This window comes from Methylobacterium sp. CM6246, assembly GCF_054818005.1.
The window spans coordinates 5,405,211-5,429,373 of the sequence record NZ_JBTXKY010000001.1; the positions used below are offsets into that span (position 1 = coordinate 5,405,211).

At 63.5% G+C, this 24,163-nt stretch carries 33 protein-coding genes and 2 tRNA genes; 4 read left to right on the forward strand and 31 right to left on the reverse strand.

From position 1 onward, the window contains the following. Positions 1-1,380: 1,380 nt before the first annotated feature. The 3 genes from ACYQPG_RS26070 to ACYQPG_RS26080 are packed head-to-tail and all read right to left on the reverse strand — an operon-like array spanning position 1,381 to position 2,374. Positions 1,381-1,797, reverse strand: a complete 417-nt coding sequence (locus tag ACYQPG_RS26070) for a hypothetical protein (protein WP_461232009.1) — start codon at positions 1,795-1,797, stop codon at positions 1,381-1,383. Continuing rightward, positions 1,794-2,033, reverse strand: coding sequence for a hypothetical protein (locus ACYQPG_RS26075; protein ID WP_461232010.1), 240 nt, complete (start codon positions 2,031-2,033; stop codon positions 1,794-1,796). Before ACYQPG_RS26075 ends, ACYQPG_RS26070 begins: the two co-directional genes overlap by 4 nt. Continuing rightward, positions 2,030-2,374, reverse strand: coding sequence for a hypothetical protein (locus tag ACYQPG_RS26080; RefSeq protein ID WP_461232011.1), 345 nt, complete (start codon positions 2,372-2,374; stop codon positions 2,030-2,032). The genes ACYQPG_RS26075 and ACYQPG_RS26080 overlap by 4 nt, the downstream gene beginning before the upstream one ends. Positions 2,375-3,151: 777 nt before the next feature. Between ACYQPG_RS26080 and ACYQPG_RS26085 the strand changes: the two genes are divergently transcribed. Beyond that, entirely contained in the window at positions 3,152-4,021 is an 870-nt protein-coding gene (locus ACYQPG_RS26085; protein WP_461232012.1) for a hypothetical protein, read from the forward strand. A 160-nt stretch (positions 4,022-4,181) separates the two neighbouring features. On the opposite strand, the gene ACYQPG_RS26090 is transcribed toward ACYQPG_RS26085, so the two are convergent. The 10 genes from ACYQPG_RS26090 to ACYQPG_RS26135 all read right to left on the reverse strand — a co-directional run bounded on the left by ACYQPG_RS26090 (position 4,182) and on the right by ACYQPG_RS26135 (position 11,866). Beyond that, the gene (locus ACYQPG_RS26090; RefSeq protein ID WP_461232013.1) at positions 4,182-6,362 is read right to left on the reverse strand and encodes a hypothetical protein; all 2,181 of its coding nucleotides are present in this window, start codon (positions 6,360-6,362) and stop codon (positions 4,182-4,184) included. A 10-nt stretch (positions 6,363-6,372) separates the two neighbouring features. Beyond that, on the reverse strand, positions 6,373-6,822 hold the full coding sequence (locus ACYQPG_RS26095) for a hypothetical protein (RefSeq protein ID WP_461232014.1): 450 nt from the start codon (positions 6,820-6,822) through the stop codon (positions 6,373-6,375). A gap of 3 nt (positions 6,823-6,825) precedes the next feature. After that, positions 6,826-7,056 (reverse strand): hypothetical protein, encoded by a 231-nt coding sequence (locus tag ACYQPG_RS26100; RefSeq protein ID WP_461232015.1) that lies wholly within the window; start codon positions 7,054-7,056, stop codon positions 6,826-6,828. Continuing rightward, the gene (locus ACYQPG_RS26105) at positions 7,046-8,020 is read right to left on the reverse strand and encodes a hypothetical protein (protein WP_461232016.1); all 975 of its coding nucleotides are present in this window, start codon (positions 8,018-8,020) and stop codon (positions 7,046-7,048) included. The genes ACYQPG_RS26100 and ACYQPG_RS26105 overlap by 11 nt, the downstream gene beginning before the upstream one ends. A 207-nt stretch (positions 8,021-8,227) precedes the next feature. Further along, a complete protein-coding gene (locus ACYQPG_RS26110) occupies positions 8,228-8,920 on the reverse strand; it encodes a hypothetical protein (protein ID WP_461232017.1) in 693 nt (230 codons plus the stop codon). Further along, positions 8,920-9,177, reverse strand: coding sequence for a hypothetical protein (locus ACYQPG_RS26115; protein WP_461232018.1), 258 nt, complete (start codon positions 9,175-9,177; stop codon positions 8,920-8,922). The genes ACYQPG_RS26110 and ACYQPG_RS26115 overlap by 1 nt, the downstream gene beginning before the upstream one ends. 11 nt (positions 9,178-9,188) lie before the next feature. Next, a complete protein-coding gene (locus ACYQPG_RS26120; protein WP_461232019.1) occupies positions 9,189-9,464 on the reverse strand; it encodes a hypothetical protein in 276 nt (91 codons plus the stop codon). A 19-nt stretch (positions 9,465-9,483) separates the two neighbouring features. Further along, on the reverse strand, positions 9,484-10,002 hold the full coding sequence (locus tag ACYQPG_RS26125; RefSeq protein WP_461232020.1) for a hypothetical protein: 519 nt from the start codon (positions 10,000-10,002) through the stop codon (positions 9,484-9,486). After that, positions 10,002-11,486 carry a hypothetical protein gene (locus ACYQPG_RS26130; protein ID WP_461232021.1) on the reverse strand — a complete coding sequence of 495 codons (1,485 nt, stop codon included), beginning with the start codon at positions 11,484-11,486 and terminating at the stop codon, positions 10,002-10,004. The genes ACYQPG_RS26125 and ACYQPG_RS26130 overlap by 1 nt, the downstream gene beginning before the upstream one ends. Then, positions 11,483-11,866: a hypothetical protein gene (locus tag ACYQPG_RS26135; protein WP_461232022.1), complete on the reverse strand. Its 384-nt coding sequence runs from the start codon at positions 11,864-11,866 to the stop codon at positions 11,483-11,485. The genes ACYQPG_RS26130 and ACYQPG_RS26135 overlap by 4 nt, the downstream gene beginning before the upstream one ends. A 618-nt stretch (positions 11,867-12,484) precedes the next feature. Here ACYQPG_RS26135 and ACYQPG_RS26140 point away from each other — a divergent pair. After that, positions 12,485-12,649, forward strand: coding sequence for a hypothetical protein (locus tag ACYQPG_RS26140; RefSeq protein ID WP_461232023.1), 165 nt, complete (start codon positions 12,485-12,487; stop codon positions 12,647-12,649). A gap of 446 nt (positions 12,650-13,095) precedes the next feature. Here the strand turns inward: ACYQPG_RS26140 and ACYQPG_RS26145 are convergent, their stop codons facing one another. The 8 genes from ACYQPG_RS26145 to ACYQPG_RS26180 all read right to left on the reverse strand — a co-directional run bounded on the left by ACYQPG_RS26145 (position 13,096) and on the right by ACYQPG_RS26180 (position 17,437). Beyond that, positions 13,096-13,764: an AAA family ATPase gene (locus tag ACYQPG_RS26145; protein ID WP_461232024.1), complete on the reverse strand. Its 669-nt coding sequence runs from the start codon at positions 13,762-13,764 to the stop codon at positions 13,096-13,098. After that, on the reverse strand, positions 13,701-14,264 hold the full coding sequence (locus ACYQPG_RS26150) for an AAA family ATPase (RefSeq protein WP_461232025.1): 564 nt from the start codon (positions 14,262-14,264) through the stop codon (positions 13,701-13,703). The genes ACYQPG_RS26145 and ACYQPG_RS26150 overlap by 64 nt, the downstream gene beginning before the upstream one ends. After that, positions 14,264-14,497: a hypothetical protein gene (locus ACYQPG_RS26155; RefSeq protein WP_461232026.1), complete on the reverse strand. Its 234-nt coding sequence runs from the start codon at positions 14,495-14,497 to the stop codon at positions 14,264-14,266. Before ACYQPG_RS26155 ends, ACYQPG_RS26150 begins: the two co-directional genes overlap by 1 nt. Further along, positions 14,494-14,823 (reverse strand): hypothetical protein, encoded by a 330-nt coding sequence (locus tag ACYQPG_RS26160; RefSeq protein WP_461232027.1) that lies wholly within the window; start codon positions 14,821-14,823, stop codon positions 14,494-14,496. Before ACYQPG_RS26160 ends, ACYQPG_RS26155 begins: the two co-directional genes overlap by 4 nt. Before the next feature lie 237 nt (positions 14,824-15,060). Then, positions 15,061-15,288, reverse strand: a complete 228-nt coding sequence (locus ACYQPG_RS26165) for a helix-turn-helix domain-containing protein (RefSeq protein WP_461232028.1) — start codon at positions 15,286-15,288, stop codon at positions 15,061-15,063. A 120-nt stretch (positions 15,289-15,408) separates the two neighbouring features. Beyond that, complete coding sequence (locus ACYQPG_RS26170; protein ID WP_461232029.1) at positions 15,409-16,008, reverse strand: hypothetical protein; 600 nt, start codon at positions 16,006-16,008, stop codon at positions 15,409-15,411. A gap of 15 nt (positions 16,009-16,023) precedes the next feature. Beyond that, a complete protein-coding gene (locus tag ACYQPG_RS26175; RefSeq protein ID WP_461232030.1) occupies positions 16,024-17,205 on the reverse strand; it encodes a tyrosine-type recombinase/integrase in 1,182 nt (393 codons plus the stop codon). 145 nt (positions 17,206-17,350) lie between these two features. After that, positions 17,351-17,437 (reverse strand) — tRNA-Ser (locus ACYQPG_RS26180). Positions 17,438-17,604: 167 nt separating this feature from the next. Here ACYQPG_RS26180 and ACYQPG_RS26185 point away from each other — a divergent pair. Beyond that, positions 17,605-17,678: transfer RNA gene (locus ACYQPG_RS26185), tRNA-Gln, on the forward strand. A gap of 32 nt (positions 17,679-17,710) precedes the next feature. Here the strand turns inward: ACYQPG_RS26185 and ACYQPG_RS26190 are convergent. The 8 genes from ACYQPG_RS26190 to ACYQPG_RS26225 form a co-directional block, all read right to left on the reverse strand. Further along, positions 17,711-18,769, reverse strand: coding sequence for a tyrosine-type recombinase/integrase (locus tag ACYQPG_RS26190; RefSeq protein ID WP_461232031.1), 1,059 nt, complete (start codon positions 18,767-18,769; stop codon positions 17,711-17,713). Further along, positions 18,759-18,947, reverse strand: a complete 189-nt coding sequence (locus ACYQPG_RS26195; RefSeq protein ID WP_461232032.1) for a hypothetical protein — start codon at positions 18,945-18,947, stop codon at positions 18,759-18,761. Before ACYQPG_RS26195 ends, ACYQPG_RS26190 begins: the two co-directional genes overlap by 11 nt. A 4-nt stretch (positions 18,948-18,951) precedes the next feature. Then, positions 18,952-19,503 carry a hypothetical protein gene (locus tag ACYQPG_RS26200; protein ID WP_461232033.1) on the reverse strand — a complete coding sequence of 184 codons (552 nt, stop codon included), beginning with the start codon at positions 19,501-19,503 and terminating at the stop codon, positions 18,952-18,954. A 93-nt stretch (positions 19,504-19,596) separates the two neighbouring features. After that, positions 19,597-20,214 (reverse strand): hypothetical protein, encoded by a 618-nt coding sequence (locus ACYQPG_RS26205; protein WP_461232034.1) that lies wholly within the window; start codon positions 20,212-20,214, stop codon positions 19,597-19,599. 136 nt (positions 20,215-20,350) lie between these two features. Beyond that, positions 20,351-20,602, reverse strand: a complete 252-nt coding sequence (locus ACYQPG_RS26210; RefSeq protein WP_461232035.1) for a hypothetical protein — start codon at positions 20,600-20,602, stop codon at positions 20,351-20,353. Positions 20,603-20,605: 3 nt separating this feature from the next. Continuing rightward, the gene (locus ACYQPG_RS26215) at positions 20,606-21,034 is read right to left on the reverse strand and encodes a hypothetical protein (RefSeq protein ID WP_461232036.1); all 429 of its coding nucleotides are present in this window, start codon (positions 21,032-21,034) and stop codon (positions 20,606-20,608) included. Continuing rightward, a complete protein-coding gene (locus ACYQPG_RS26220; RefSeq protein WP_461232037.1) occupies positions 21,031-21,198 on the reverse strand; it encodes a hypothetical protein in 168 nt (55 codons plus the stop codon). Before ACYQPG_RS26220 ends, ACYQPG_RS26215 begins: the two co-directional genes overlap by 4 nt. A gap of 10 nt (positions 21,199-21,208) precedes the next feature. Next, positions 21,209-21,451 (reverse strand): hypothetical protein, encoded by a 243-nt coding sequence (locus ACYQPG_RS26225; RefSeq protein WP_461232038.1) that lies wholly within the window; start codon positions 21,449-21,451, stop codon positions 21,209-21,211. A gap of 159 nt (positions 21,452-21,610) precedes the next feature. Between ACYQPG_RS26225 and ACYQPG_RS26230 the strand changes: the two genes are divergently transcribed. Further along, positions 21,611-21,847: a helix-turn-helix domain-containing protein gene (locus ACYQPG_RS26230; RefSeq protein ID WP_461232039.1), complete on the forward strand. Its 237-nt coding sequence runs from the start codon at positions 21,611-21,613 to the stop codon at positions 21,845-21,847. A 38-nt stretch (positions 21,848-21,885) separates the two neighbouring features. Here ACYQPG_RS26230 and ACYQPG_RS26235 read toward each other — a convergent pair whose 3' ends face one another. Both ACYQPG_RS26235 and dgt read right to left on the reverse strand, forming a co-directional pair. Then, positions 21,886-22,434, reverse strand: a complete 549-nt coding sequence (locus ACYQPG_RS26235; protein ID WP_461232040.1) for a helix-turn-helix transcriptional regulator — start codon at positions 22,432-22,434, stop codon at positions 21,886-21,888. 61 nt (positions 22,435-22,495) lie between these two features. Continuing rightward, positions 22,496-24,061, reverse strand: coding sequence for a dGTP triphosphohydrolase (gene dgt / locus ACYQPG_RS26240; RefSeq protein ID WP_461232041.1), 1,566 nt, complete (start codon positions 24,059-24,061; stop codon positions 22,496-22,498). Positions 24,062-24,163: the final 102 nt, after the last annotated feature.

The following is a 24,163-nucleotide window of genomic DNA, read 5'->3' on the forward strand; positions in this document are numbered from 1 at the left end:
CGGAGATTGCGAATGCATCCTTAAGGGCGCGTAAATCCGAGGCTGGACTTCGTTATCATGCGCATCGGACCACTTTGGATCCGCCGCGCGAGCCGACGCACCGTATGTCCAGAGCGGCGAAACCGCTTCGCAGGAAGGCGCGGCGGCGGAAGGGGTGTCCGCCCTGGCGAGATTGATTAGCATCTTCTATCATAGACTTAGCTCCCATGATTAATGACCTACCCACGTTTCATCCCACATCCGGATCGCGGCTGCTGGCGAACGGTGGGGAACTTCTAGGGCTGAAGTGACTCCTACGGGATGCACGAACCGCCCGTGCCATCGCCGACGAGCCGATCACACTTTCTGATTGAAACCTTTCTCGATTTTCAGTCGTAGATTGCACCCCAGTTCCGACGGGGAGGCGTCGCGGTGACCGTAATGAGTCTGATTTGCTTAATAGTCGGCACAGTTTCGGCTGCAGCTTCGCTAGTCTGCGGCCGTCTGAAGATCATTCTTGAGTTCGCAAGCGGCATCTTTTTCCTTTCCGGTCTCTTAATTATCGGAGTAGGACTGCCGTTATTTAGATAGTCTAGCCCTAGAACCAGATCGGTTGCGATACATTTTGCGAGACCGTTGCGTGGCGGAACCATTGGCAGTAGTTTCGGATGTCGGCTCTTTCGCCGACCTTCCACGCCCGTCCCGAAGTACCCCTCAAAGCGCAGAGGGGCGGGCGTGGATGTTGCTGAAAACCGGCAACTCAACGTCAACCTCCTATCGCTATCGTGTCTCCGTCGGGGCCCCCTCTCGACCTTTCACGCCCGCCGACGGTTTCACTTCGACGGTGGCGGCCCGGCGGGCGTGGATGCTGCAAAATCCAAAGGCGTGCTGGAAACAAGTTGTTCAGCCCTGGGTTGTCGGTCGGATCTGCCCCCACGGCGGAACACCACCAGCCAGCAGCGCCTTCGCAGAAAGCGGCCGCCGATCATGTTCGAGCTAGCCTTCACGGTTGCCTACTCAGCCGGGGCGTTCGTTGCGGTCGGCGTGATCCTGAGAGGCCTGGCGGCCTAAGTTCAACTTAGCCTTCGCCAAGTTGGCGACTCTTCCGCCGAGCAAGTGGCAGAGTTTGCCACTTGGGCCGACGCAGATCTGCGTTCGTCGTGGCCGCCCGTGCAGATGCCAACTTGGCGCCTGCATCGGCTAAAGGGGGTGGTGAAACACCACCTCCTCACCGCATTGAGGCCAGCGACGGTAGGTCCGCCCGAGCGGCCAGAGCCTCAGCTCGTCGCACCCGATCTCGGGACCGAGCGAACGCCGCATCACCGTCCCGGTACAGCATGTCGGATCGGGCGAGATCGAAGCGGGCAAGCCGGAGCATCCGGACCGCGAGGAAGGCGTAGATCACGCGCATAGCTTGATCACTTCCCGCAGCACGGCCAGGACCAGCCTTTGCCCCGCATCGAGGCTGCTTTCGTCCCTGTCGGTTCTGAACGGCAGCGCGTGATCCTCGAAGTCCTTGAGGCAAAGCTGCGCCTTGGCCTGCAGGTCCGACAGCGAGAGTGACGGCTCCGCGATGGCCCGGTCTATTACCGCGTCGGACAGGTCGCCCTCATCACTGACCCGGTCATCGTCCCAGTGCTCAGCGATGGCGGCAGTGTTGATGTAGTCGACATGCCGGATAGCCCAGAGGCAGGCTTCGGCAAGGTCGGACCGCCCCAGATTTGGGGGCGACATCGAAGGGAGGGCCATGACGGCCCCACCTGTGAGTGGAGCGGCGAGGATGGCGCTGAGTGCGGCGCGGCGGGTGGAGGCGGTCATCGTCCGTTCTCCCGCGTCGCTAGTTCCAGTTGGCGCGCAGCCTCCCACGCCTTTGCCAGGCGCGAGGCGGCGTCCTCGATAGAGCAGCCGAGGGCGTACAGGCAGTCGGCCGGTGTATCGTCGTGGTGCCCGCCTAAATGGCGGATCAGCTTCCCGAACCGCTGGATATCCGCCAGCGGCTCCTCGAAGCGCAGCAGCGCGATGCCAAGGTCCTGCCGAACAGAAGTTGTGCTCATGCCGCCCTCCCGACATTGAAGCGGTGAGCGCCGTGGCCGGTCCACTCGGTTGCCGAGGCTTCCAGCGCCTCTGGCTCACGATCCAAATCTGGTTCGTGGTCGGCGTCGCCGTCCCAGCCGTCGAGGAGGTCGATCAGTCCACCGACCAGGTTCTCGACCTCGGCGCGGGACAGGGCGCGAATGCCCTGAGGGAGGTCGTCGCCAAGTTGGCGAACACCATGCAGTGGCCAAGTTGGCCGCCGCATCGCACGGATAGCCTGTGTAACCGGTCCTACCTGTGCTGAAGGCAAGCGCGGGCGTTCACCGCCGCCAAAGGGCGGTGTAGGGTGGTGGATAGCCATGAACAGCATCCCAAGTGCGGTTGGTGGTCAGGGCCGGATGGAAGATTGAGCCCTTCCGTTCGGCCCGTGTTTGTTGTAAACGGGAAAATATGTGGATGTCAATTCCCGTAAACGCGAAACGCCGCGGCCGACCTCCCGGGCAGACTGTTCCGGTGCAGGTTCAGCTTCGCCTCACGGCTGAGCAGGCCGCTGCTCTCGATGCGCTTCGATCCGAGGATGGACCGGACGGGCAGCATCGATCTGAGGCCATCCGCCAGATCCTCACCGAGCATCTGAAGGCGAAGGGCTATCTGAAGTGAGCGACACTGGTGGTGATCCGCGCAGCGCGGGCTCGGCGTCTCGGCGTTCGTTGCGTCCCGACTGGGGCGCCGACTCCAGCCTAGTGGTCAGATTTCGCGATGCCGTTAGATGCTTGTCGCGAGCGGCAGGTTCATACACGGACCGGATGCGTTACGTCGCGGAGCGACTGATGCCAATTTCGGAACAGAGTATACCAGAAGAATTTGAGCACCAGTTCCAATTTATGTGGGATTGTTGGAAAAACGCCAGCAAATCCGGCCATCCTAATTACCCAGATTATCAGTTCATGCATTCGAGTAAGCGAGATAAGTTCAACAATTCTATTTTCGATATATATGAGGCATTAATCGCAGATCGCGGCGCAATGGAAATACAGCGACTGAAATTGTCTAAGTGATATGGCGAGGATCCGGAAGGCGCGAACTGAGGCTGCTAAGGCCATCCTGACGGCTGTCACCATCCTCAACGAGCAAAATCGTGACTGAGAAAATTCATGCAGAATTTCGAAGCGCTAGAAGCAAACTTGCACGTGCGCGCGAGCATATGTTAGCGTTTAGCGGCGCGCTAGTTGAGTACTACCCTCAGGTGCTTTCGCAACAGAAAGTAGAGCCTCTCTCTCAAGATGATGGAAATCTATATGAACGCGGTCAGATAATACTTCGTCATCGGCAGGCGGGAAGCAATGATCCGGTTCAGCGCGCTCTAGAGCTTTATAGGATGGTTTACGCACACAGATTATACATCGACGCGCCACCGTTTGAGGAAATTAATGCTATTGCTGCGGACGCAGTGCAAAATCTTCGCCAAGCACTGGATCATTCGGCATGCGCTTGCGCGCGACTCGCAGGAAAGCCGGACGAGCACACCCAGTTTCCACTTCGGGGCGCGCCGAAATCAGAAGAAGACCGAATAACTAGCAACAAAGATTTTAAGAATAAGATCCGTCATTTACCACAGTCAATTCGAGAAATTGTTAAATTATCAGAGCCAGGTGGTGGTCTGCTTTATGAACTGCATGCTCTTGGCCTCGCAGATAAGCACCGGGCGATATGCGACTTTGAGTGTCATCCAGCCGCTGAAATGCTCCACCTGAATGCGGGACCAAGCTGGATAGCGGCCGGCCTAGGTGAGGACGAGTGGGATCCCTCTGCGAAGTGCCTCAACTTTGCACTCTCCGGTTCGCCCAACGAGTTGGATTATGATTTTAGGTTCACTGTTCGCATCCGATTTAACACGAGCGGGATCATCGCCGCGAAGCCAGCGAATGTTGTGCTCGACGAGATTGCGAATACGATCGACCGCATCATTGGGGAGATGGAGCTGGAGATGGTCCGGCTCACTTCCTAATTTCACGATAGACATTTGGACCTTGCTCCTACGCTGCGTTGGTCAGGCTGATGCTGGGCCCGGTGCTCGGCCATGACCATGCGGCTGACCCAGCGAAGTGACTACTAGCAAACACACTCTCCGAGTTCTCCGAGGGAGCGTATGCACCCGACCGAAGATCCTACACAGTCGCCGACTGAGCATTCTGCAGCGCCAAGCTGTGCATGTTGCCGAACGCCGACTCCATGATGCGGGCGGCCTGCCGAGGGTTGTCGGATCCGTTGATCGTCGTGTTCTGATTGAACGTCTGGTTCACCGACTTGCTGGTGCTGCCGCCGTTGTTCACCACCGAGTTGGCACCGGGCGGCTGGGGCGTCATCGCCTTCATCGCGTCGAAGTCCGGCATCTGCATCATCCGAGGCACACCAGGGATATGGATCTGCGGTGCAGCGGTCGAGCCGTCCGCGCCCTTCACCTCGATCTTTGGCGCCTTGAGTTCGATCGGCCGCCGATCCGCCGGCATCGTGGATGCCTTCGGGTCAACCTTGCGCATCAGCTCAACAGCGGTCGCATTTTTAGCGCCAACGAGCGACGCCCACTCGTTCTTGAGGCCCGTAGGATCGGCGCCACGCTGGCGGGCGAGATTGGCACCGACACGATCCTGTAGCTTCTCGTCGTACAGGTCCGAACCCTTCAGGCCGAGCTTTTCCCTTTGTGCCCGGAGCGTCGTCCGCACGACCTGGTAGCGGCCGATGGCGCTGCTATTCCAACGATTGGACGGATGGTTGAGCATCCCAGTCTGCAAGGCGTCGATCTGGTCGAGGGTCAGCTTCGTCAGATCCTGCTCCTTGCCGCCTGGCAGCAGCAGGCCGTTCGCCAACGACGTGTTGTAGCCGCCGCCAGGGGTCTTCGCCGTGCCCTCGGATCGGGCGATGTGGTCCAGCACGTCCTTGTAGGCGCCAGGATTGGCCGCCACGCCCCCGGACTGGTCTCCGCGCATCGCACGTGCCGCACGAGCACGAAGGCCGCCACGGGCGTCCGCAGGCGCATTCGGATCCGGCTTGCCGCCCAGGAAGGTCGGGGCGTGCCGCTCGTACCAGTTGCGCTTGTCCGCCACCGGGCCCGCGGTGACGCCCGGCGTGGCCACGACGCCCGGCGGGATGGGCTGTCCGGTTCGCATCGCGTCGAGGATTTCGGCCGTGCGCTTCCCATTCCCCAACACGGTGTTGGTGCCCGACGACCACGACAGGAACCGGGCGATCTTCTCGATCCCGCTGGCGATGCGGTCCACGTTGTCGGCGAACTGCCGCATGCGGTCGCCGAACGCCTCCCACTTCTTCATGAACTCGTCGCCGTTCGAGCCGGTGAACAGCTTCAGCAGGTCACCCAGCTTCGTCGCCAGCCAGATCGCCGCGTTGGAGATGCCGGTCAGGATTTCGTCCACCTTGCCGGGGTTGGCCGCGATCCAGTCGTTGAAGCCCTTCAGCATCCGCTCCAGGGCTGGCGCCAGGCTGACCATCAGCTTGTCGCTGAGCGCGGAAATCGTTGCCTGTAAGCGCGTCATGGTCCGCTGGAACGCCATCGAGGCTTCAGCCGCCTTGCCCGAGTCGATCCCGAGCGCCTTGGTCGTCGCGTTGTACTCGGCGCGGAATTCCTTGATCTTGGCAGAATACTGCGTGAGGAGCTTGAAATCCTCTTCGCTTATGCCGGCGATACCAGCCTTGCGGAAGTCGACATCGTACTGTCCTGAGTTCGCCTTGTCCGCGAAGTCCAGAAGCTGTTCCTCGGCGGGCTTGGTCATGTCCACGCCGAGGCTCTGGACGTAGGACTTTACGCCTTGGTTCTCGCGGATGGCTTTGGAAAAGCTCTCGACCGCACCGATGGCCTGCTGCGACGAGCCGCCGACCTGCTTGAAGGCGTAGGCTAGTGAGTTGAGGCCCTGGACCGTGCCTCCGGTCCGCTGAGACACGAACCCGAGGTGGTCGAAGGATTGCGCCACACGGCTCGTCGCGTAGCCTACCGCGGTCGCCATCGCGGTGGCTGCCAGCGCCAGCTTCGACATGCCGGCCACGAAATCCTTGTGCCGGGCATCCCGCTTCCGGGCGGCCTCTTGCTCGGCCTTCTCCTTCTGCTCGGCGGCAGCAAGCGCAGCCCGCGCCTCCTTGAGGTTCGTCTCCATCGTCAGCTTGGCGAAGTCCTGCTCGGTCTTCGCACCGGCCCAGCGAGCGTCCTCGATGCGCTTCTCGGCGGATTTCACCGCGGCCTCGTAGTCGGCGATCGACTTTTTGGCAGTGTTGAGCTGGGCGGTGTTGACCTCGAACCCGAGGGCGACCGCGAAGGATGAGAGCCAGTTGTCGGCCATGGTCGTCCCCTCAGTGTAGCTTGTTCATGGCGGTGCGGATCTCGGCCGGCACCAGGTCGCCGCCGCCGTCGATCCACCGCTTGACCGTGAAGCCGAGGGCGCTGCCCATCAGGAGCTGCATCACGGCGCCGTCGATGTCGGGGAAGGCAGGTTCAGGGTCGCCCTTGGGCCAGACCTGGTGCCACTCGCCGCCGACCTCCCGGGACAGGGCGCCGAGGCTCGCGCGCTCGATGATGTCCGTGTCGTCGTCGGACAGCTTGCCCCAAGCGCCGAATACGGCTTGAGAGATCTTGATCATGTCGATGTTCGGCCGCAGTGCCAGCCGCGAGCTGGACGCCAGCACAAGTGGCAGCGCCTCGGCGATCAGCGGGGCGAACCGGCGCTGGATCCGGGTCTCCGTCTGAGCCTTCATGCCGTCGAAGCGGTAGCGGTGTCCGGCGATCTCGAATTCGGGCGCCATGGCTCAATGCTCCAACTGTGCTGCGGCGGCGCGCAGGACCAGGCCGCGCAGCCGCTCAAGGCTTTCGGGCTCAAGGCCACCCGTGACCACGAAGGCGGTCAGCACCGACACGGCGACCTGCGTGCAGATCTCGTCATCCGCCTCGATGCCGTAGTGACCGAGGCCCACCCGGACGCCCTTCATGGCGCCGTCGAAAGAGCGGGGCTCAAGGTAGTCTTGGCTCTCACTGTCCATTGGTTGGGTATCCGATCCCTCTGGCGGCCATGGCGTAGGGGACTGAGCCGGCGCTCAGCTTTACGCAGATAAAGTTGGTAAAGGACGGCTCGCCGCGGGTGTCACCGACGTGTCCGTTGTAGATGACCTTGTACCGACCATCGGCTGAGATGCCGTAAAGATCCAACAGCTCGTTGTTCGGCGCGCCGGTGATGCTCGGATCGCACTCGGCGGCCTGAATAGACTTCTGATCGATCTGAACGACACGTCCCGGATAGATCTCACCATTCAGCAGGCAGACGCCCTCGATGCCGTTGACCGTCTGCATCGGCAGGCCGACCAGGCCCGTCTTGCTGTTCAGGACGATGTCACCGCCGGGCAGTGAGTTCTTGTTGCCGAGGATCTGTAGCTTGCCCTTCTGGATCGACCACGAGGTTCCCGTCGCAAAAGCGATCTCGCGCAGATGGGTCTTGGCCCCACCATGCAGCGCACAGCCTCGGGAGAACTTGGTCTTGGACAGAGCGTCCTTGTCGATGAAACCGATACCGGCGCCGAGCGCCTTCATGGCATCCGCGCAGACCATGGCGCGGTCGTAGTAGGTGTGGCCAGCAGACAGGGTCTTGTTGACGACGGCGAAGTTGCGCGGGCCGCTCTTGTCGGTCGCCAGGATCGCCAGAACCTTGTCGATCACATCGGCGCGGAGGTTGCGGGCCTGCTGGATCTCGCCCTTGAACAGCACGTAGGACTGGCCGGTCACGTACCCGGCCGACACCGTCACGGTCTTGCCTCTGAAGAAGGCCGGATGGGTGCTCTTGTCCGCCAGATTGAAGATGCCGATCCGCGCGACGTTGGGCGTCGAGGTGTCGGCCATGGTGATCTCGAACGTCATGCGCAGGCCCTGCCCGCCGTTCTCGTCGCCACGGTAGGTCCAGGTCGCGCCGCCCTCGATCTCGACGGACATGTTGCGCAGGTACTGCTCAGACATCTCAATCCTCGAATAGCGCCCCCGGCACGTCGTGCGCGCCGGAGGCTCTGTTGAAGGACGCAGACTCTGGAGAGGAGCCCCGCCCTGTGCTGCCGGTTATTTGGAGAGCGCCACTCAGCGGCTTGGCGCCGTACGGGTGAAGCTCAACCCGCACTAGCTGCGCGGCCGGTTGCCTCGCCCTTGGAGGCCCCGGTGATCGCGCTGCATTCAGGCTGCTGACCTCGGTACCGGGTCGGCGAGAACTTCCTGCAGGGTGGGCAACTGGGCGTCCGGATCACGCGAGAGCCGGTCCCGTGCTGCCTGCCACGGGCAGTCTGGCAGGGAGAAGCCGCGCGCAATCGAGTGACCGGCCATGGAGTACCCGGTGCTCGGATCGTAGACGTTGAGCGGGCCCTGAATGGCGCGGTCCAGCATGGCGAGCTGCACCTTGAGCCGGCGGTACTCGGCAGCCACTGCGGCCGGCGTAGGATCGGCGAGGATCACGGTGCCAACAGCATCGGCCACCGCGCTGACCGACATGCGATGCGCGCCTTCCAGAAGCTGCAGGTCGCTATCGAGGGTGGCTTCCTGCTCTCGCAGCCGCTCGACCTCGGCGTTCACTTTGGCGAGTTCGGCCTGCATCACCTCGATAGGATCGACTGCAGGCGGGGCTTCGCCACTCAGCAGGGACTGAAGGCGCTCCGTCTCATTCACCCGGCGGTGGTGAGTGCCTTTCAGATCGTCTTCCAGGGCGAAGCGGCGGGACCAGAGCGGCTGGTACTGCTCCATCACGCTATCCTTCTCGGCGCGCTTGGCCTCCACCAGCGCGGCCCGCCGGTCGCGCTCCAGGATGGCATCAGCCAGGCGTTGCCGCTCGGGCGTGCGGGCCGGTGAGATGAGGGTGAGGGCGTTCCTGGGCATCAGGCACACCCCAGCCGGTTGGCGTGCGGAAACATGGCTTCGTACTCGGCGCGCTCGGCATCGGTCTGCCGCCGGGGTGCTGGCCGCGCCGAAGCTGGCCGGCCGAGCACATCCTCCGCAAGCTGAGTATCCGCTGCGAGGCCGCGAGAGGCCGGGAGGTTGATCTTGCATCCCTCCCGGCGCGGTCCCCGAATGCCGGTGCTCTCGAACAGATGCTCGGAGCTGTCGTAGGCGAGCATGGGCTTCGACTTCGTCATGGTGCCCTCCTTCAGCCGAGGCGGTTGGCGTGCGGGAACATGCGGGCGTACTCGGCGCTATCGGCGGCCGGGGCATGCCGGCGCTGGCGAGCATCGCGAGCCGCCTTGCGGGCCTGCGGACCGAGGTCGATCCACTGCCGGCGCTTGATCGCGGCATCAGACGCCATCTCGCCCTCGGGCGGCACGCCGCCGGCAAGCTTCTCGTCAAGCTCAGCGAGTTCCTGCTCGGAGAGCTTGGACATGTAGAATTTGAGGATCATTTCCATATCTACGGGCGACATCGACATCTGTGTTACTCCTGCGTGCCTACTTGTGGTCGTCAATAAGATTTCTGGCTGTCACGACGTAGCTGAACGACCGGCGATATTGTCCGGTGTCCAGCATTGGCTTGGTGCCGGTGCGACCGCGCCGGATCCGAGCTTTGATCGTGCGCTCGGCCAGGGGCGCGAAGGCGCCGTCCGTGATCTGAGCCTGGACCGCGTTGACCCCGAGGATGCCAATGGAATGCAGGGCCTTCTCCGGCGCCGAGAGGTCGCCCAGGAACGCCTGCTCGGCCGCCTTCTTGAGACGGGCCGCTGCCTGCTCGCGGATGCTCTCGATCCCGGGCACGAGGTGCGGCCGCTCCGGCAGGTTCTTCTCCGGATCTCCGTGCTCGAAGCGGTAGCCGAGCACGGCATTGCTGATCGGCGCCTCGCCCTTCTCGGCGGCGTGCATGCTGTCGCCGGGGATCCCGATCGCCACGCGCTTATTCAGCTCGCGCAGCACCGCACGCGCGAACGGGTCGAGCGGACCAGTCTTCTTCGTGAGCTTGCTAGTGATGGCCATCAGCGCATCCCCAAGCGTCGGTGAGTGCGGGGCCCCGGGAGCCTGGACCACGCCAGAGCCTCCGCCGTGACGATGAGGGGCTTAGCGGCGGTATCGACGTTGACGATCGCGCCGGCCGCGGCGTTGGCCACGTCGTCGTGGGCGCCCTTCACCTGCGGGTGGTCGATGATGTCCCGCCCCGTGCCGCGGGTGGTGCGCCGCTCCAGCGAGACGATCTGCGCCTCAAGCTTCGGCGCCTCGATCAGCCGGGCACGCTCCGAATTCAGGATCGGCAGAAAGGCCGCGTAGATCTCGGTCTTGGACTTCTCGGAGGTGGCGTAGGTGATGCCGCGCTTGGCGAACTGCTCCCGGGGCCACTCGCCGGCATACCGGTCGCCGGTAACCTTCGTGACGCCGTAGGCCTTCAGGGTGTCTGCGAAGCGCTCGACCACCACGGCGGGCGAGGTGCCGACCACCTCCTCCCGAACCACGTCGAGGAAGATCAGGTCGCGCTCGCGATGCGCGATGCCCAGGGTCATGCTGTCGGCACCGCCGCCGGCCGGATCCACGAAGGCGACGTAGCGGACGCCCTGAACCGGCGGGCGCTCACGGACGCCTAGGTCCATGCACGCCTGAACCGCCTCCAAGGTGATGAAGGCCTCCACGTCTTTGCGGAACTCAGCGCCGTACTCGGCCGAGGCCGCAGCCGGATCGCGGGTGTAGGCCCGCTTCACCACCGCGGGGTCCAGGCTCGGGTTCATGGTCTGGGACGGCGCGCGCAGCACCAGCACGGCCGCATCACCGTTCGGGCCGTAGTCCCGCTGGTGGGTGCGGTAGAGTTCGCCCTTGCGGGCATAGGGGCTCGACAGCACGCAGAGCGGGCCGCCGGTGGTGGCCAGGCCAGGGCGGATCGCGTCGAGGATCAGCGTGTCCGGGTTCGCGCTGTTCTCCAGGTGCCAGAAGGCCACCTCATCGCAGAGCGCTGCTGCCAGGGTCTCACCGCGGATCGTCTTGTAGTTCGCCGGCCGGACCTCGATGTCCACGCCGGCCTTCAACCGGATCGTGTCGGCGGTGGGCTCGCCCTCGACCATGTCCCGCATCTCGTCCGAGTGCGTGAACACGCCCAGCACGTAGCTGAACACCTTCGCGGCCTGGACCGTGGTTGAGGCCATGATCGGCAGCTTCACCCGCTCGCCAGGAGCAGCCAGAGCGGCATAGTCCACCAGACCGGCCAGGTAGGAGCCGAGCACGGAGAAGGCGCGGGACTTGCCGCCGCGACGGCCGACGATGCCCCACAAATCATCGACGGGATGCTCAGGCTCGCGCTCGCGGCCGGTGAGCGTAGTGAAGATTACCCGCTCGTCGTCGGTCAGCGGCTCGCCGCGGGAGGCGATCAGGATGGCGCGCCACGGCGCCCAGGTCTCGCCGGGCAGGATCTCCCCGAAGATCGCGGGATCGGCCAGGGCCTCGCGCATGGTGCAGAGTGGGCGGCAGGCCGGGTTCATGCCGGGCGCCTTCCGTAGCGCTCACGCAGCCCAGGCCGCTCAGGGGCCTTCGGAGGGCCCATCCTGCGGGCCTGGCGGTCCATCCGGTCGCCGATCTGGCCCAGGGCTTCCAGATCCACGTTCTGGCCGCCCGCCATGGCCGCGTGCAGCTTGGCCAGCTCGACAGCCAGTCCGGCATAGGCGCGGGCGGCCTCGCGTGCGGTGACCGACATGGCTGCCTTGCCGCCGCGCTCGGCCTCCACCTCGTCCAGCACTGACTTGTAGTGCCTGGCCGCCTCAGTGCTGCCGGGCACGGTCACGAGGAACGGACGGCTGCCGTTGGCGAGCGCCGAGCGCTGCTTGGGTGAACGAGGACTGGCGGGCTGTGCTTGGGCTGACATTCGACCGACCGGCTGTGGTCTGTCGTATATAGTTGTATTTCTTGCTTTTGTCCAATTTTATCAAGTATTGTTCGCTGTAGTTCGCCTGCGTTCGCCGGCATTCGCATTCGGTGCACATGCGGTCTGTGCCGTCGAACAGCCGAACGCCTCCTGCGGTGGGTGTGTGGGCCGCATGTGTCGATCCGAAGCTATGCAAAACGACTGCATTCCGACTCACGCGCATCCGCTTATGTTGCCCAAAAATGGAGGGAACAGTGGCATACAGGATTGAATTCTTGAGGAAGAAGCAGGTTGTGGCCACAAAGCTTTGGCCGTGCAGCCTCGAAGCCGCTACTGCGCACGCCTTAGCGCAGTACCCGCGCCAGCACCTTCGAAATGGCGTGACATCGGTAAGCGTGACCTGCGAGCGCACCGGCATGGTCGTCTTCGCCTTCCGGGACGAGCATTGTGGCCCAAGGGAGCGGCGCAGGATCGACTTGGGCATCGCGCCGCTAGGTGTCAGCCCACTCAAGGTGGATCGGCTTCACTGACTCGCTGAGGCGCAGGAAGGGGCATGCGGAACGGTCCCGATCCACCCGGCGTTCTCCGCGCCCATCACTAGGCCGCGTGGAGATCGCCATGAACGCCGTGAAGCCCCTCGCCCTCATCGCCTTGCTCGCCCTCGGTGTGGCCGGTTGCGACGACAAGAAGGCCGAGAACAACACGCCCACCAAAGCGGACTCTACCAAGATGGAGCCGCAGACCGATCAGTCGGCCCCGCCGAGCCAGAGGCCGAAGCAGTAGGGGCGGCACCGGATCAGATTGGAACCGCCCGTGATCGTGGGGCGAAGTGTGGGTAGCAGGCCGGACCTAAACTCAACGCACTGACGTTGCAGAGTTTTCTGGCCTGCGGGGCGGATGACCCATCCGCCGCTAGGGTTTCCGAGGGGTCGCGCTGCCCGCGTCAGATTTAATCGGCGGTGTGGGGCAGACACGCTGCCTGTCCTACAGCCCCCTGCCAAGCGATTCCGCACAGCGCACGTCGCTCAGATTGCCCCGTTCACGTCGCTGATCCTGCCAGCGTCGATCCCCGTTCATCGAAGGAGCTGACTCGGTTCTGCTGGGCGACATACCCGCTACCGCGCCCTGCCCTCCCCTAACACCTAACGCTAACCTAACGTCTGGCTAACATGTTAGGCGTGTGCCGGACCTAACCTAACCTAACACCCCCTCTAAGAGGGTGTTAGGTGTTAGGGCACGAGGTTAGGTCTCCAGATCAGCTCGTCGCGCTCTGCAATGGCCCCTACGGCGGACAATCCGTTGCGGAGGCGACCGAAAGCTACGCTCGGGTTGGAGTGGGCTCGGTCCAGCACGCCGCGGCGGTAAAGCTCCTCGCGCCATGCGTCTCGGTGAACCGCATTCGTCTTGGCCGGCGCCCCGCAGGAGTGTGGTGCCGGCTTCCCGTGGGTGATCAGCGCTTCCGACAGGGCGTCCAGGGCGACGCGCTGCTCCGGTCGCAATGGCTTTCTCGGCCGCTCGACGACAGTCGGACCGCCGGTAGCCTCTTCCGGCCTGACGATGCATGACGTAATCGGTTCGCCCGCATCATCGACACCGACCTCGACACGCTCCAGCCGGCAGTTGACCGTCTCGCCGTCCGGCCCGTCCTTCATCAACTCGACGGTGCAGCTCAGGAAGCCATCGCCGAGCTTCTTCACGGCAAGCTGGGCGTCTACCGCGCCGGCCAGGGCGGAATGGCCGCGAGGTCGGGTGCCTTCGAGCCCACAGTGGTGGACGATGACCACCAGGCAGCCGAAGGCGTCGCGAATAGAGTCTGCGGCGCGCACGTAGGCGGTCATGTCCCGGTCGTCGCTCTCCGAACCGGTGAAGCTGCGATTGAGCGTGTCGAGGCAGACCACTGCAGGAGGCTCGCCGTCAGGCAACTGCGCGCGGATCGCCCAATCAGTTCGGCGGCATCCGCGACCAGAGCGAGCGTCGCCGGCATCAGGTAGAAAGGCACCTCGCCATCGAACGAGTCTAGGTGCGCCTGCTCGAAGGCGACCTTTCTGGCCTCGAAGCCCTGCTGGCCCTCCAGTGCGCAATAGACGATGGTGCCGGGCTCGACCCGGTGGCCCTGGTACGGCCAGCCGAGCGCGACGTGCATCAACATATCGAACGCCAGGAAGCTCTTGCCGCACTTGGGCGGGCCCCACACAACGGCGAGGCCGCGGATCGGCAGCAAGCCCCGCACGCGAAACCGCGGGCTGGTGCTCAGACGGATCTGATTGAAGGCGATGAGGGGGAAGCGCGCCGGCGTGGCGCGCTCCTTCTGCTGATGCTGGTCGCCGAACCGATCGTCGTGATCCTCGGCAGTGGATGGCCAGTCCAGTACGGGTCCGTTGTAGGCGCGTTCTGACATCAGGCCCCTCCCCGTCCACCGGAGGGACTGAGCAGCGCTGCAGCGTCCGCCGCGCTGCTGAGAGCGACGGCGGCCTGGCGCAGCGCGTACCGAAGGCCGCGGCTGTCACCGATCGCCGCCATCTCCGAGGCCATGCGGGAATAGGACTCGGCAATCGACGCGGCCTCGGCGACCGCATCGAAGGTGTGAACGGCCATCGCCGTCCGCTCGGGGCTATGGAACGGAGCGTTCATGCCTGGCCTCCGATCCGCACCACGGAGAACAGCTCGTCGAGGCGACCAACGAAGCCGGTCTCGGCCGCCTCAAGGTGATCAGCGAGGAGCGCAACGTCCCGCACGCCTTGGGTGGCGAATGTGTCCTCGATGGACATCATCAGGTCCCCGATCGTGTCCTTCAGAAAGCTGGCCTGCTGATCCGCAGTCAGGTCCGGTCGGGACACGAGCGTCAGGTACGCTGTCGTTGCGAGGTCGGCGCCGAGGGCGTGCATGTGGTCGATGCCGACGCGACGAACTTCGGCATCACCATTGGCCGCGTCTAACCGTGCGTCGGTCTCGCGCATGATCTGTCTGAGGGTGGCTACACTCATCGCGTCGCCCTCCATGTGTCGAGGGTCGGAAACGCGAGTTCGGCAAGCACCGCTGCGGTCGCGGGCGGGAGGCCGAAGCGGCTGGTGAGCCTATGGACGCGGAAGGGGGCGGGTGCTATTTCGGAATGGTCAATCTGGCGAGATAGACATTCCGAGGGACGTGAGCGCTGGCCGGCGCTCCGTCCCTCAACTTGTTTCTGGGCCATGCTGCTACGCGGCCTCCATCTCAAGAGACGCCGTGAAGGCACGCAAGGACTCGTCGGTGATCCGCGTCGAGGCCCCGATTTTCACCACCTTCAGCTTGCCCTCGCCGATGAGGCGGTAGAGCGTGGTTGTGCCTATGCCGAGCGCTTCGCGGACCTCGTTGGGCCTATGCAAAAGCTTCAGCGTTGACGGACGCAGGTCTGCCTGCGCCGCCTGAAACCTCTCGGTGTTCATGGCTGCTTTCCTCTACGTTCGCCGGGTAGCCAGCGAAGACGTACGAATACTGGAGCTATAGCGAGCAGTTGGCCACGTGCAGCACTGCCAGAGCTGCAGGTTTTCGCAGGCTCAATAGGTCTATTTAGTCGGTCTCCAGTCGCCATTACGGCGGTAGAAGCGAGCCCATGTATTGACTGTGCTTAGAGAAGGTTGAGCAAGTGATGTTTCGATCTTGCTATCGAAAAAGATTTTTATCAGCGCTCGCCTCAGGCTTTCACCCCCAAGTCCTTTGTCAATAAGCCTACCCAACTCGCGATCCAGCACTTCAGAGCGATCGCTACGCTTGGCATCGCGACCCATTCTGGAGGGATTGGTAAGCTTGTTTCGCTCAAGCTTACCGAAAAAATTAGACCCACTAGGGGTTGCAGCAAGGCGGGTCGCCGCCTCGACCAGTCCTTCTGTCAAATCATCTAAGCCGCGCATGAACGACCTGAAGCAAGAGTGCTCCTCTTCCTTCAATCGATCGATTATCGATAAGATGCGCGGCGCACCCTCTTTGATTTGCTGGGCTGCATACTGCAGTCGCTGCACGTCGCCTGGATCCATATGGCTTAGGCCAATGTCCCGGCCGATTTTGTGCAATGTGTTGTCGATGCGACTTCTGATCCGCCGCTCGGCCTTTTCCATCGCGGCATCGTTGAGATCGGAGCGATGGGCGTAGAGTTCCGAGTCCTTCAAGATCGTCCCCTAAGCTCACGCGTCTGAGCAATGAGCCGCCCATGCGGCCGTCAGTTCACGCCGCTTCTCGAACAGGTCGCCACGGCGATAGGCCCGCTCGACCTTGGACTCGACGGTGTGCGCCAGCGCCATCTCCACCACCTCGGACGGGAAGTGCGTGGCCTCTGACGCCCAATCCCGAAATGAGCTGCGGAAGCCGTGAACCGTCAGGTCGGCGCGCTCCATCCGACGGAGCAACACCAGCATCGCCATGTTGGACAGTGGCTTGCCGCGCCGGCCGCCGGGGAACACGAACTCGGCGTCGAGGCCGCGCATCTCGGCCAGGATCGCCAGCGCCGCCGCCGACAGCGGCACCCGGTGTTCGGATCCGGCCTTCATCCTCTCGGCCGGCACGGTCCAGATGCCGGACTCTATGTCGATTTCGGACCAGCGGGCGCCCAGCGCCTCGCCCGTGCGCGCTGCCGTGAGGATCGTGAAGGCCATCAGCTTCGCGGCCGTGCCGGGCTGCGCTGCGACCAGCGCCATGAATTCCGGCACCTGCTTGAACGGCAGCGCGGGATGGTGCTCGACCTTCCGGACCTTCGATCGCTTCGGCAGCAGGTTGGCGAGGTGGCCCTTCCAGCGCGCCGGGTTCTCACCGCGCCGGTAGCCACGGGTCGCTGCCCAGTCGAGCACGGACTCGATCCGCCCCCTCACCCGCGTCGCCGTCTCCGGCTTCGTGTTCCAGATCGCCTCCAGAGCCTTCAGCACCAGGCCGGTATCGACTGCCTGCACCGGCAGGTCGCCGAACACCGGGTAGGCGTAGGTCTCAAGGGTGGCGACCCACTGGGCGGCATGCTTCTCGTTGCGCCAGCCAGCCTTGTGGGCGGCGATGTAGGCTTCAGCGCAGGTGCGGAAGGTGATCGCCTTCGCGGCCTCCACTGAGGCCTCCTGACGCTGCTCACGGCGCGTCTCGATCGGGTCGATGCCCGCGTAACAGAGCTTCCGGCATGTCAGCGCCTTGTCGCGCGCCTCAGCCAGCGAGAACGTGTTGACGGGCCCCAACCCCATTTCGCGAGATTTTCCGCGCAGGGTGAACCGAAAAATCCAGCTCTTGGCGCCCTTCCCGCTGACCTGAAGCCACAGGCCACCGCCATCCCCGTACATGCCGGGCGCCTTGAGCCGCGCTACACCCAGTGCCGTCAGCTTGCCTGCCACGTCTAATCCACCCGCGATCGTACCCACATGGTAATCGCGAATTTGAGCGAATGCCAGCGAACCGCTGCGAACGGCTGATTGCAGATTACTGAGCGATTTGAGCGGTTTAGTGAACGCCTGCGAACGGCTACGAACCGCCGGGCGGCGGAAGGGGTGGGATTCGAACCCACGGTAGAGTTGCCCCCACGGCGGTTTTCAAGACCGCTGCCTTAAACCACTCGGCCACCCTTCCCGGCCGCGCCTGCGGCCCCCCGGTTATGGCTGCCCCGGGCGCCGCGTCAACCGCAGAACGAGCGGTTGACCTGTCACCGCATTGCGCCTATCTCACCGCCCACGCCCGAGCCGCCACGTCGGCGCGGACGTTGTTCGGTCGTGCCGACCTTGGGCCGACCGACGCGATGGGGGATAGTTTAACGGTAGAACGGTGGACTCTGACTCCTCTAGTCCTGGTTCGAATCCAGGTCCCCCAGCCACTTGTTCCTACTCAGCTTTTTCAATTTAGCCGCTAGAACGTAACGGCACGGTCGTGAGCCCGGTCGGGAGAAAGTGTTCTCCTTTCGAGCTTCTCGATGGCGGCGAGCGCGAGTTTTGGATCGCGATTGAAGTAGTGGGCGTCGAGGATCGAGCGCACGTCCGACAGGCTATGCCCGGTCAGTGTCGCGATCTCCGGAACGCTGCAGCCAGCCAGCGCCAAGCGTGTGACTGCCGTGCCACGCAGGTCGTGAAACGTTACGTCGCGGATCCCGACCTTGCGACTGGCTTTGCCCCACGAGGACTGGAAGCCATCGCTGGTCCAGGGACGACCGTCCGAGTTCAGAACGATGATCGGGCTGCGACGCGGCGTTGCATCGAGCGCGGCCTTCAAGATCGAGCTGACAGGAATGACCACTCGAACCTTGGTCTTGCTCTGCTGGAGGCGGATCGTGGTGCCGTCGTAGGCGGACCACGGCAGTCGAAGCAGATCTCCCTGCCTCTGGCCGGTCCAGAGCGCCATGATCAGCGGCAGGTGCAGGTGCTGAGGCGCGGAGGTGAGGAACGCCGCCTCGTCCGCCTCCGACCAGACCTTGTCGCTGCGCTCGGCCTTGTAGAGACGGCCGCCTTTCTCGCACGGGTTGGCCGGCACGCGGCCACCGTCGAGCGCCCACGAAAGAATGCGGGCCAGAACGCTCCAGGCATAATCGGCCTGACGCTTCGATGACCTCGCCAGCCTGTCACGCCACGCTTTGAAATCGCCCCGGCTGCGCTTGTCTGTGAGGCCAGCGATCGGGAAGTCGCCGAACTCGGCTTCGATGCTTCGGATGTGCCGGGCGTAGTCCTTGCGGGTCACATCGGCGAGCCCGCGAAACGCCTCGCTCTCCTGAAACTCGTTCAGCACCGAGAGCAGCATGCCTTCGACGGGCTTCGCCCTCCCCGTCACGGCAGCGTTGTAGCTGGCCATGAACTCTGGGGTGCCAAGCTCGCCCTCGATCCGGGGCCCGCCCTTCCATGCGTAGTGATAGGTCCGCTTGGACCCGTCGGCCAAGACCTTGGTCTTAGAGTTGATGCCTTTCAGCCTAACGCGCATCGCGCTTCGCCCTCCATGCGTCGTACTCGGACACCGAATCCTTCACGGCGCCGGTCCCGGAGTAGAGCACGATCTTTCCGGCTTCGATTTCGACGCGGTCGACCTTGAGCCCTGCGGACTGCGCGCCCTTAACGGCGCGGGCGATCGCGGCCTGGGTGATGACTTGTCGACGGGCCACGATCTCAGCTCCCCTCATTCCAGCGCTGCGCTCGGATTTTCGCGATCTCGGCTTCGAAAGCTGCGAGGCCGACCTCGACGTCGCCGGGGTACGGCGCCATGAAGTCAGGCGTGCACTCTTCCCGAATTTTGGACCGGACGCGGGGCCACAAGTCGTCGAAGATCGGCCACGCGCGGATCTGAATACTCACGACCTTGTCGAGGCTGTCGGTCGCGACCCACTGACCATCAGCGTTCCGCGTGAAGGCGATGGTCCCCGGGGCGTGACCCAACTGGTTCGCGCCGTTGTGGAGCATCGCTCCATAGGGGCCCTGGATCCCGCGGAGCGCCATCGCGGCCTGCTCCGGCCGCAAACCGAGGTCGACCATCGCCTGGGCTGCGGCGAGCTTCATCAGTTCCCGGAGGCGGAAGCTGATGTGGAAGCCCTGCCCTTTCGGCCGCCCCGGGAACAGGTCGTACTTGCTGATGAAGTTGCCGATCTGCGCGTTCGTGAGCCCGGTCAGGACAACTGCATTGGACCGGCTAAAGGCCCAGCTTTCAATCTGTGAAGCTTCCATCGGTCTCGTCCGCGTGTCCGCAACGTCACCATAAATTCCACACAGCTTTTTAAAAAGCAAGGCAGAATTTTGAAGACGTCGGATGGGAAGGGTTCAGAGCGCCTCGGCATCGGCGCTCGTCTGGAACGGAGCACGATCCGGGGTGCGCCACACGATGGTTTGGGCGATCTGCGCCATCACGTAGGCGGCGATCCGGCCATCGGGGCTGATCCCGGGTACCCGGGGCCGCATGTTGCCCGGGGCTTTGTCGAGCGAGACGTGGAAGCGGTAGGTCGCCGGCTCACCCTTGGAGGGGACAAACTGGACCCGCAGGTCGGACGGCTCGAAGCGGATGAACGAGAGCTTCCGTGCTTCGGCCGGATCCGTGAGGTACCGAACGAACTCGCGCAGCACCGGCGCCTCGATGCCAGCCGCAGGGAGCTCGTCGAGGTTCCGCGGGCGCCCGTTCGGGGTCAGGCGGTAGACCCAATCGACAGCCTGGTTCGACCGCTCCGGGTGCCCCGCCGTTGCCAACGCGATCAACAGCGGCGTGATGAAGTGCGGATGGGCCATCCAGACCGAGCGCCCGACGCTCTTGGGTAGCCACGCTACCGTTCCATCCCCGGTCGGCTCCTGCAGCGCCCGGTAGTAGGCCAGGACCTGGGTCCAGGGCAGCTCGGCGATCTCCGCAACAGCCTTGGCGGCGGCCAGCAGCGACATTGGTTCGGGCATCACGGTCTCCATTCCCAGCGCCCGGCGAACCTGGGCGCATAGGATTGGAAATTCAATTCCTAAATCCTGCGGCATTGTGCGGATCCCGAGGGACCCTGGCCGCCCGCACGGTTTGCGCGAGCGGCGCCGCGACGGCTCAGGCTTCCTCCAGATCGCGGTCGCCGCCCCACAGCCACACGATCTGTGAGGCATGACCTTCCGGCGCGCCCAGGCTCGGCTCAGCATCGCCGCCGTCCTCAAGGTCCGGATCCCCGTCGACCTCGTCGAGCGCGGCCACGAGATGGTCCACCGCATCGAGGGCCAGGGCGAGCGCGCCCTCGATGCGAGTGCGGGTGTCGAGCGCCCGCGTCGGCTTCGGGCGGGGCTGAAAGCGAATAAGGTCACCCATGTCTCAGAGCCTCGTGCGCAGGGCTTCAGCGGTGGTAGCGAGCAGCTCTGCCGCGCCGTCGCGGCGGGCGGCCTCGGCGATGTCGCCCAGGCGATCGATGCAGCGGTCCATCAGCGATGTGCAGACCGCGCCCTGCCAGCCGGCCAGGCGGCCGGAGGCGGTGGGCTCCTCCGACCCGTCTTGGGCCCGGGTGAGGCTGCGTGGCTGGCAGCCGATCGCAGCGCAGACTTCGGCGATCAGCGCGGCGGTGTCGTGCAGCCTCTCAAGGTCGGGGACGGAGAGCACGTCGAGATCGATTGCGGCGGCCACACCGGTCGCCGAGGGCATCACCGCCGGCGGCTTGGGCTTGGCCCTGCGGGCCATGTTGTGGCGAAGGGCGGCCGCGCGCTGGCGCAGGTCCAGTGCCTGTCGATAGGGGCGTGCGGGCCTCATGAGCGGTCTCCTTCGGCGGCGAGCGGCGCCTCGAAGTCGACGAAGACCCCGAGGGCGGCGAAGAACTCCTCCAGGCCCAGGCGGATGGCCTGGATCGGGTCGAGGGCCTCGACGGCGTGCTGATGCGGATCCGGCGCATCAGGAAGGGGGTGGGCGAGCTGCATCGGGACCTCCTCAGACGGTCGGCATGAAGCCGTAGGCGAACACGCCCCCGGCGATGATCAGGGTGGCGGTGACCAGCTCACCGGCGAGGTCCAGGATGCGCGGCGCCCGGACGTACGGCGTGTCAGGCCGGGTCGCGCGGATGACGGGCTCGTAGTCGAGCAGCTCTTGGTCGAGCAGCGCGTCGGTCGTGGTCTGCCGGTGGAGATGGAGCCTGCGTTTGGCCTGACGCAGGGCGAGCGGGGGCGTTGCCATGACCGGGGATCTCCGGGGCTGAAGGCTTCGGGATGTGATTGGAACCGCGCTTTCGCGCAGGCATCAGGCCTTGGCCGCGTTGCTCTCGGTCCTCAAACCTGATAGTTTAGATATCATCCCGGCCAGACCGGAAGTCAATAGCAAAAATATCAGGTTGGCATGGCGACGATCCGGCAGGTGAAGGCAGCTCGGGCACTTCTCGGCTGGTCGCAGGGTGACCTCGCCACGAAATCGGGCGTGTCAAAGCCTACCGTCGCGCGCCTCGAAACCGCGGATGGCGATCTAGGCGGCTATGCCGACACCCGGGACAAGCTGCTCCAGGCGTTCGAAGTGGCCGGCGTCATTTTCATCGAGGAAAACGGCGAGGGGCCGGGCGTGCGGCTACGCAAGGTGTAGCGCCACAGCCCCGTAGGCGTCCTGAAGCTGATCGAGTTTCAGGGGGCCTTAGGCTTTCTCTTGGGGCGTGACCGCTCCTTCGAGGCTGCGATTGCCCGTGCAACGCTCTCTGCCTCGGCTTGGGTTAGGTTCGAACGCCGCCGTGAAGCCTCCGCGGCCTGCGAAACGCGCTCTGCCTCGCTTAGCTTCTTGGCCGGGCGTGACCGCTCTTTCGAGGCCGCGATCACTCGGGCGGCCCTCTCCTCGGAGGTTGGACCTCCGTCCGCCCCCTGCTGCGAGGCCGCTACAGCCAGGGCGTAGCCTTCAGCCGCAACGCGGTCCTGGAGCTTGGGCTGTCTCGCTGCCCTAATCGCCTCAAGCGCATGGGCGATATCCTCAGCCTCGCTCGGCTCTCGTGTCGACCATCTCGGAGCTTCCCCGGACCGCAGGATCTCGTCCACGGTCGCCCAGCGCCAGCGAAAGCAATTTGGCGTGATCCGGATCGGCGGCGGCAGGAGGCCCCTGCGAACGTAATCGTCTAAGGTGCTCTCGCTGATCATCAGCTCGGCGGCGAGCGCGCGGCGGGAGAGGTAGGAGGCGGTCGGCATCCTAGGGATCTACGGCGTGCTGTCGGCGCCCGCTCCTCATGGCCACAGGCGTTGGTGTCATTCAGATAGGTTTGAAGATACTTTGAGGATCATCTGAATGGAGACGGGCATAGAACTCCAACGCGTATCGATCCGTCATCCCAGCGATGAAGTCGCAGATTGCGCGATTCCGAGCGCTGGCATTGTGCTCGAAGGTCTTGTGCGAAGCCTTCAGATCTTCCGGCATCAAGAGGTTGCCTTTGGCCTCTGCCAGAGCTTCAAAGATCTTGGTTATGACCTCGTAGCCGCGATACTCGCCGACCTTAACTCGTGCCGAGTGGATCGTTTTAAGGTAGGTGAAGTGCTTGAGCACTTCGACTATTGCGAGACGTTCCTCCGGTAGATACGCCTTACTTAACCATGGCGCGTCTTCGTTGTAATCGACTTTGACCCAGCTGATTGCATCATGAACTAAGGTTGATGAAAGCGCAGTCCTAACATATCCATCCTCTGACATGCTCCGCGACAATCTATATACATCCACAAAAGTCTCGATAGAAAACTCTGCGCTAGACTTAAAACTATCGAACACCTGGCTGAACACTTCGGAAAATATGCGGACGGCAGCCTGACCATCAATTTTGTTTTTGAGGCTTTTATTGGCCTCTTCGGCTACACGATCAAAGAGCCCTTGATCGGTTGCCAAAATTTCGGCCGGCGACAAGAAGCCAGCTTTCAAACAGTCCTCAAGATCGTAGGTTGAATAAGCAATATCGTCCGCGATATCCATGATAGAGCACTCGATCGTCTTAAACGAATGGCGATCGGTCCATTCCGGATCTACTGCGAATTTTGCGCGGTCAATAATGTTTTTCTCAGTAGCATAATAACCTTTTACGAGCTTCTCTTGCTCGCCTCTTGTGTGCGGTATCACGCGATCGTATTTAAGCGCCGACAGGATGGTCCGATAGGTCAGCCCCAAGCCAGCTCGGCTATCTTCGTCACAATAATCAACGTCATCCGAAGACGCGGGCTGTCGAAGAAACTTCTTCTCCAGTCGAGCTATAATGCGGATAGTCTGCGCGTTCCCCTCGAATCCGCCGTAGGCGCGCATCGCGTCATCCAACGCCCGTTCACCGTTGTGACCGAACGGAGGATGGCCCAGATCATGGATCAGCGCTGCATTCATGCAAGCACGCTCGTTGATCGGATCAGCCTCGAACGACGGCGTCGCATTTAACCGCTGAGCGATCCCCTCTGCAATCTGCGCAACCTCCAGTGAGTGCGTTAGTCGATTGCGGAAGAAGTCGGACTCGTGGACTGGGAAAACCTGCGTCTTACCCTGAAGGCGGCGAAAACTCGCGCTGTGTATAATCCGCGAGTAGTCGCGCCACGGGGGCTTGCGGACCGGATCTAGTGCGTCATCGTTTGCGACATCCCGGTCCCAACTCCCTGACGAGTAGAGCTTAGGGCCTATCGCTGGCCGGTCGCCCTCTGAGGTGTCGACTGCCGAGGCTCCGTCTTGACCACCGTCTGCTCGGGCTTCTTGAGAGCCTGGCGCAGGAATTCCCGCTGGTGTTCCGTCTTCTTCGCCGCCGCCGCTAGAGCTTCGCTGAGCTTCATGATCGGAACCCTCACTGCCACTCAAACGCTACCTCCCCCGACTAGGTCGGAGTCGCTCGCAGAGGCGCCGTCCCCGCAATTCTCCGTATCCCATGGTTAACGGCAGGCTGGCACCTCCAACGACCGC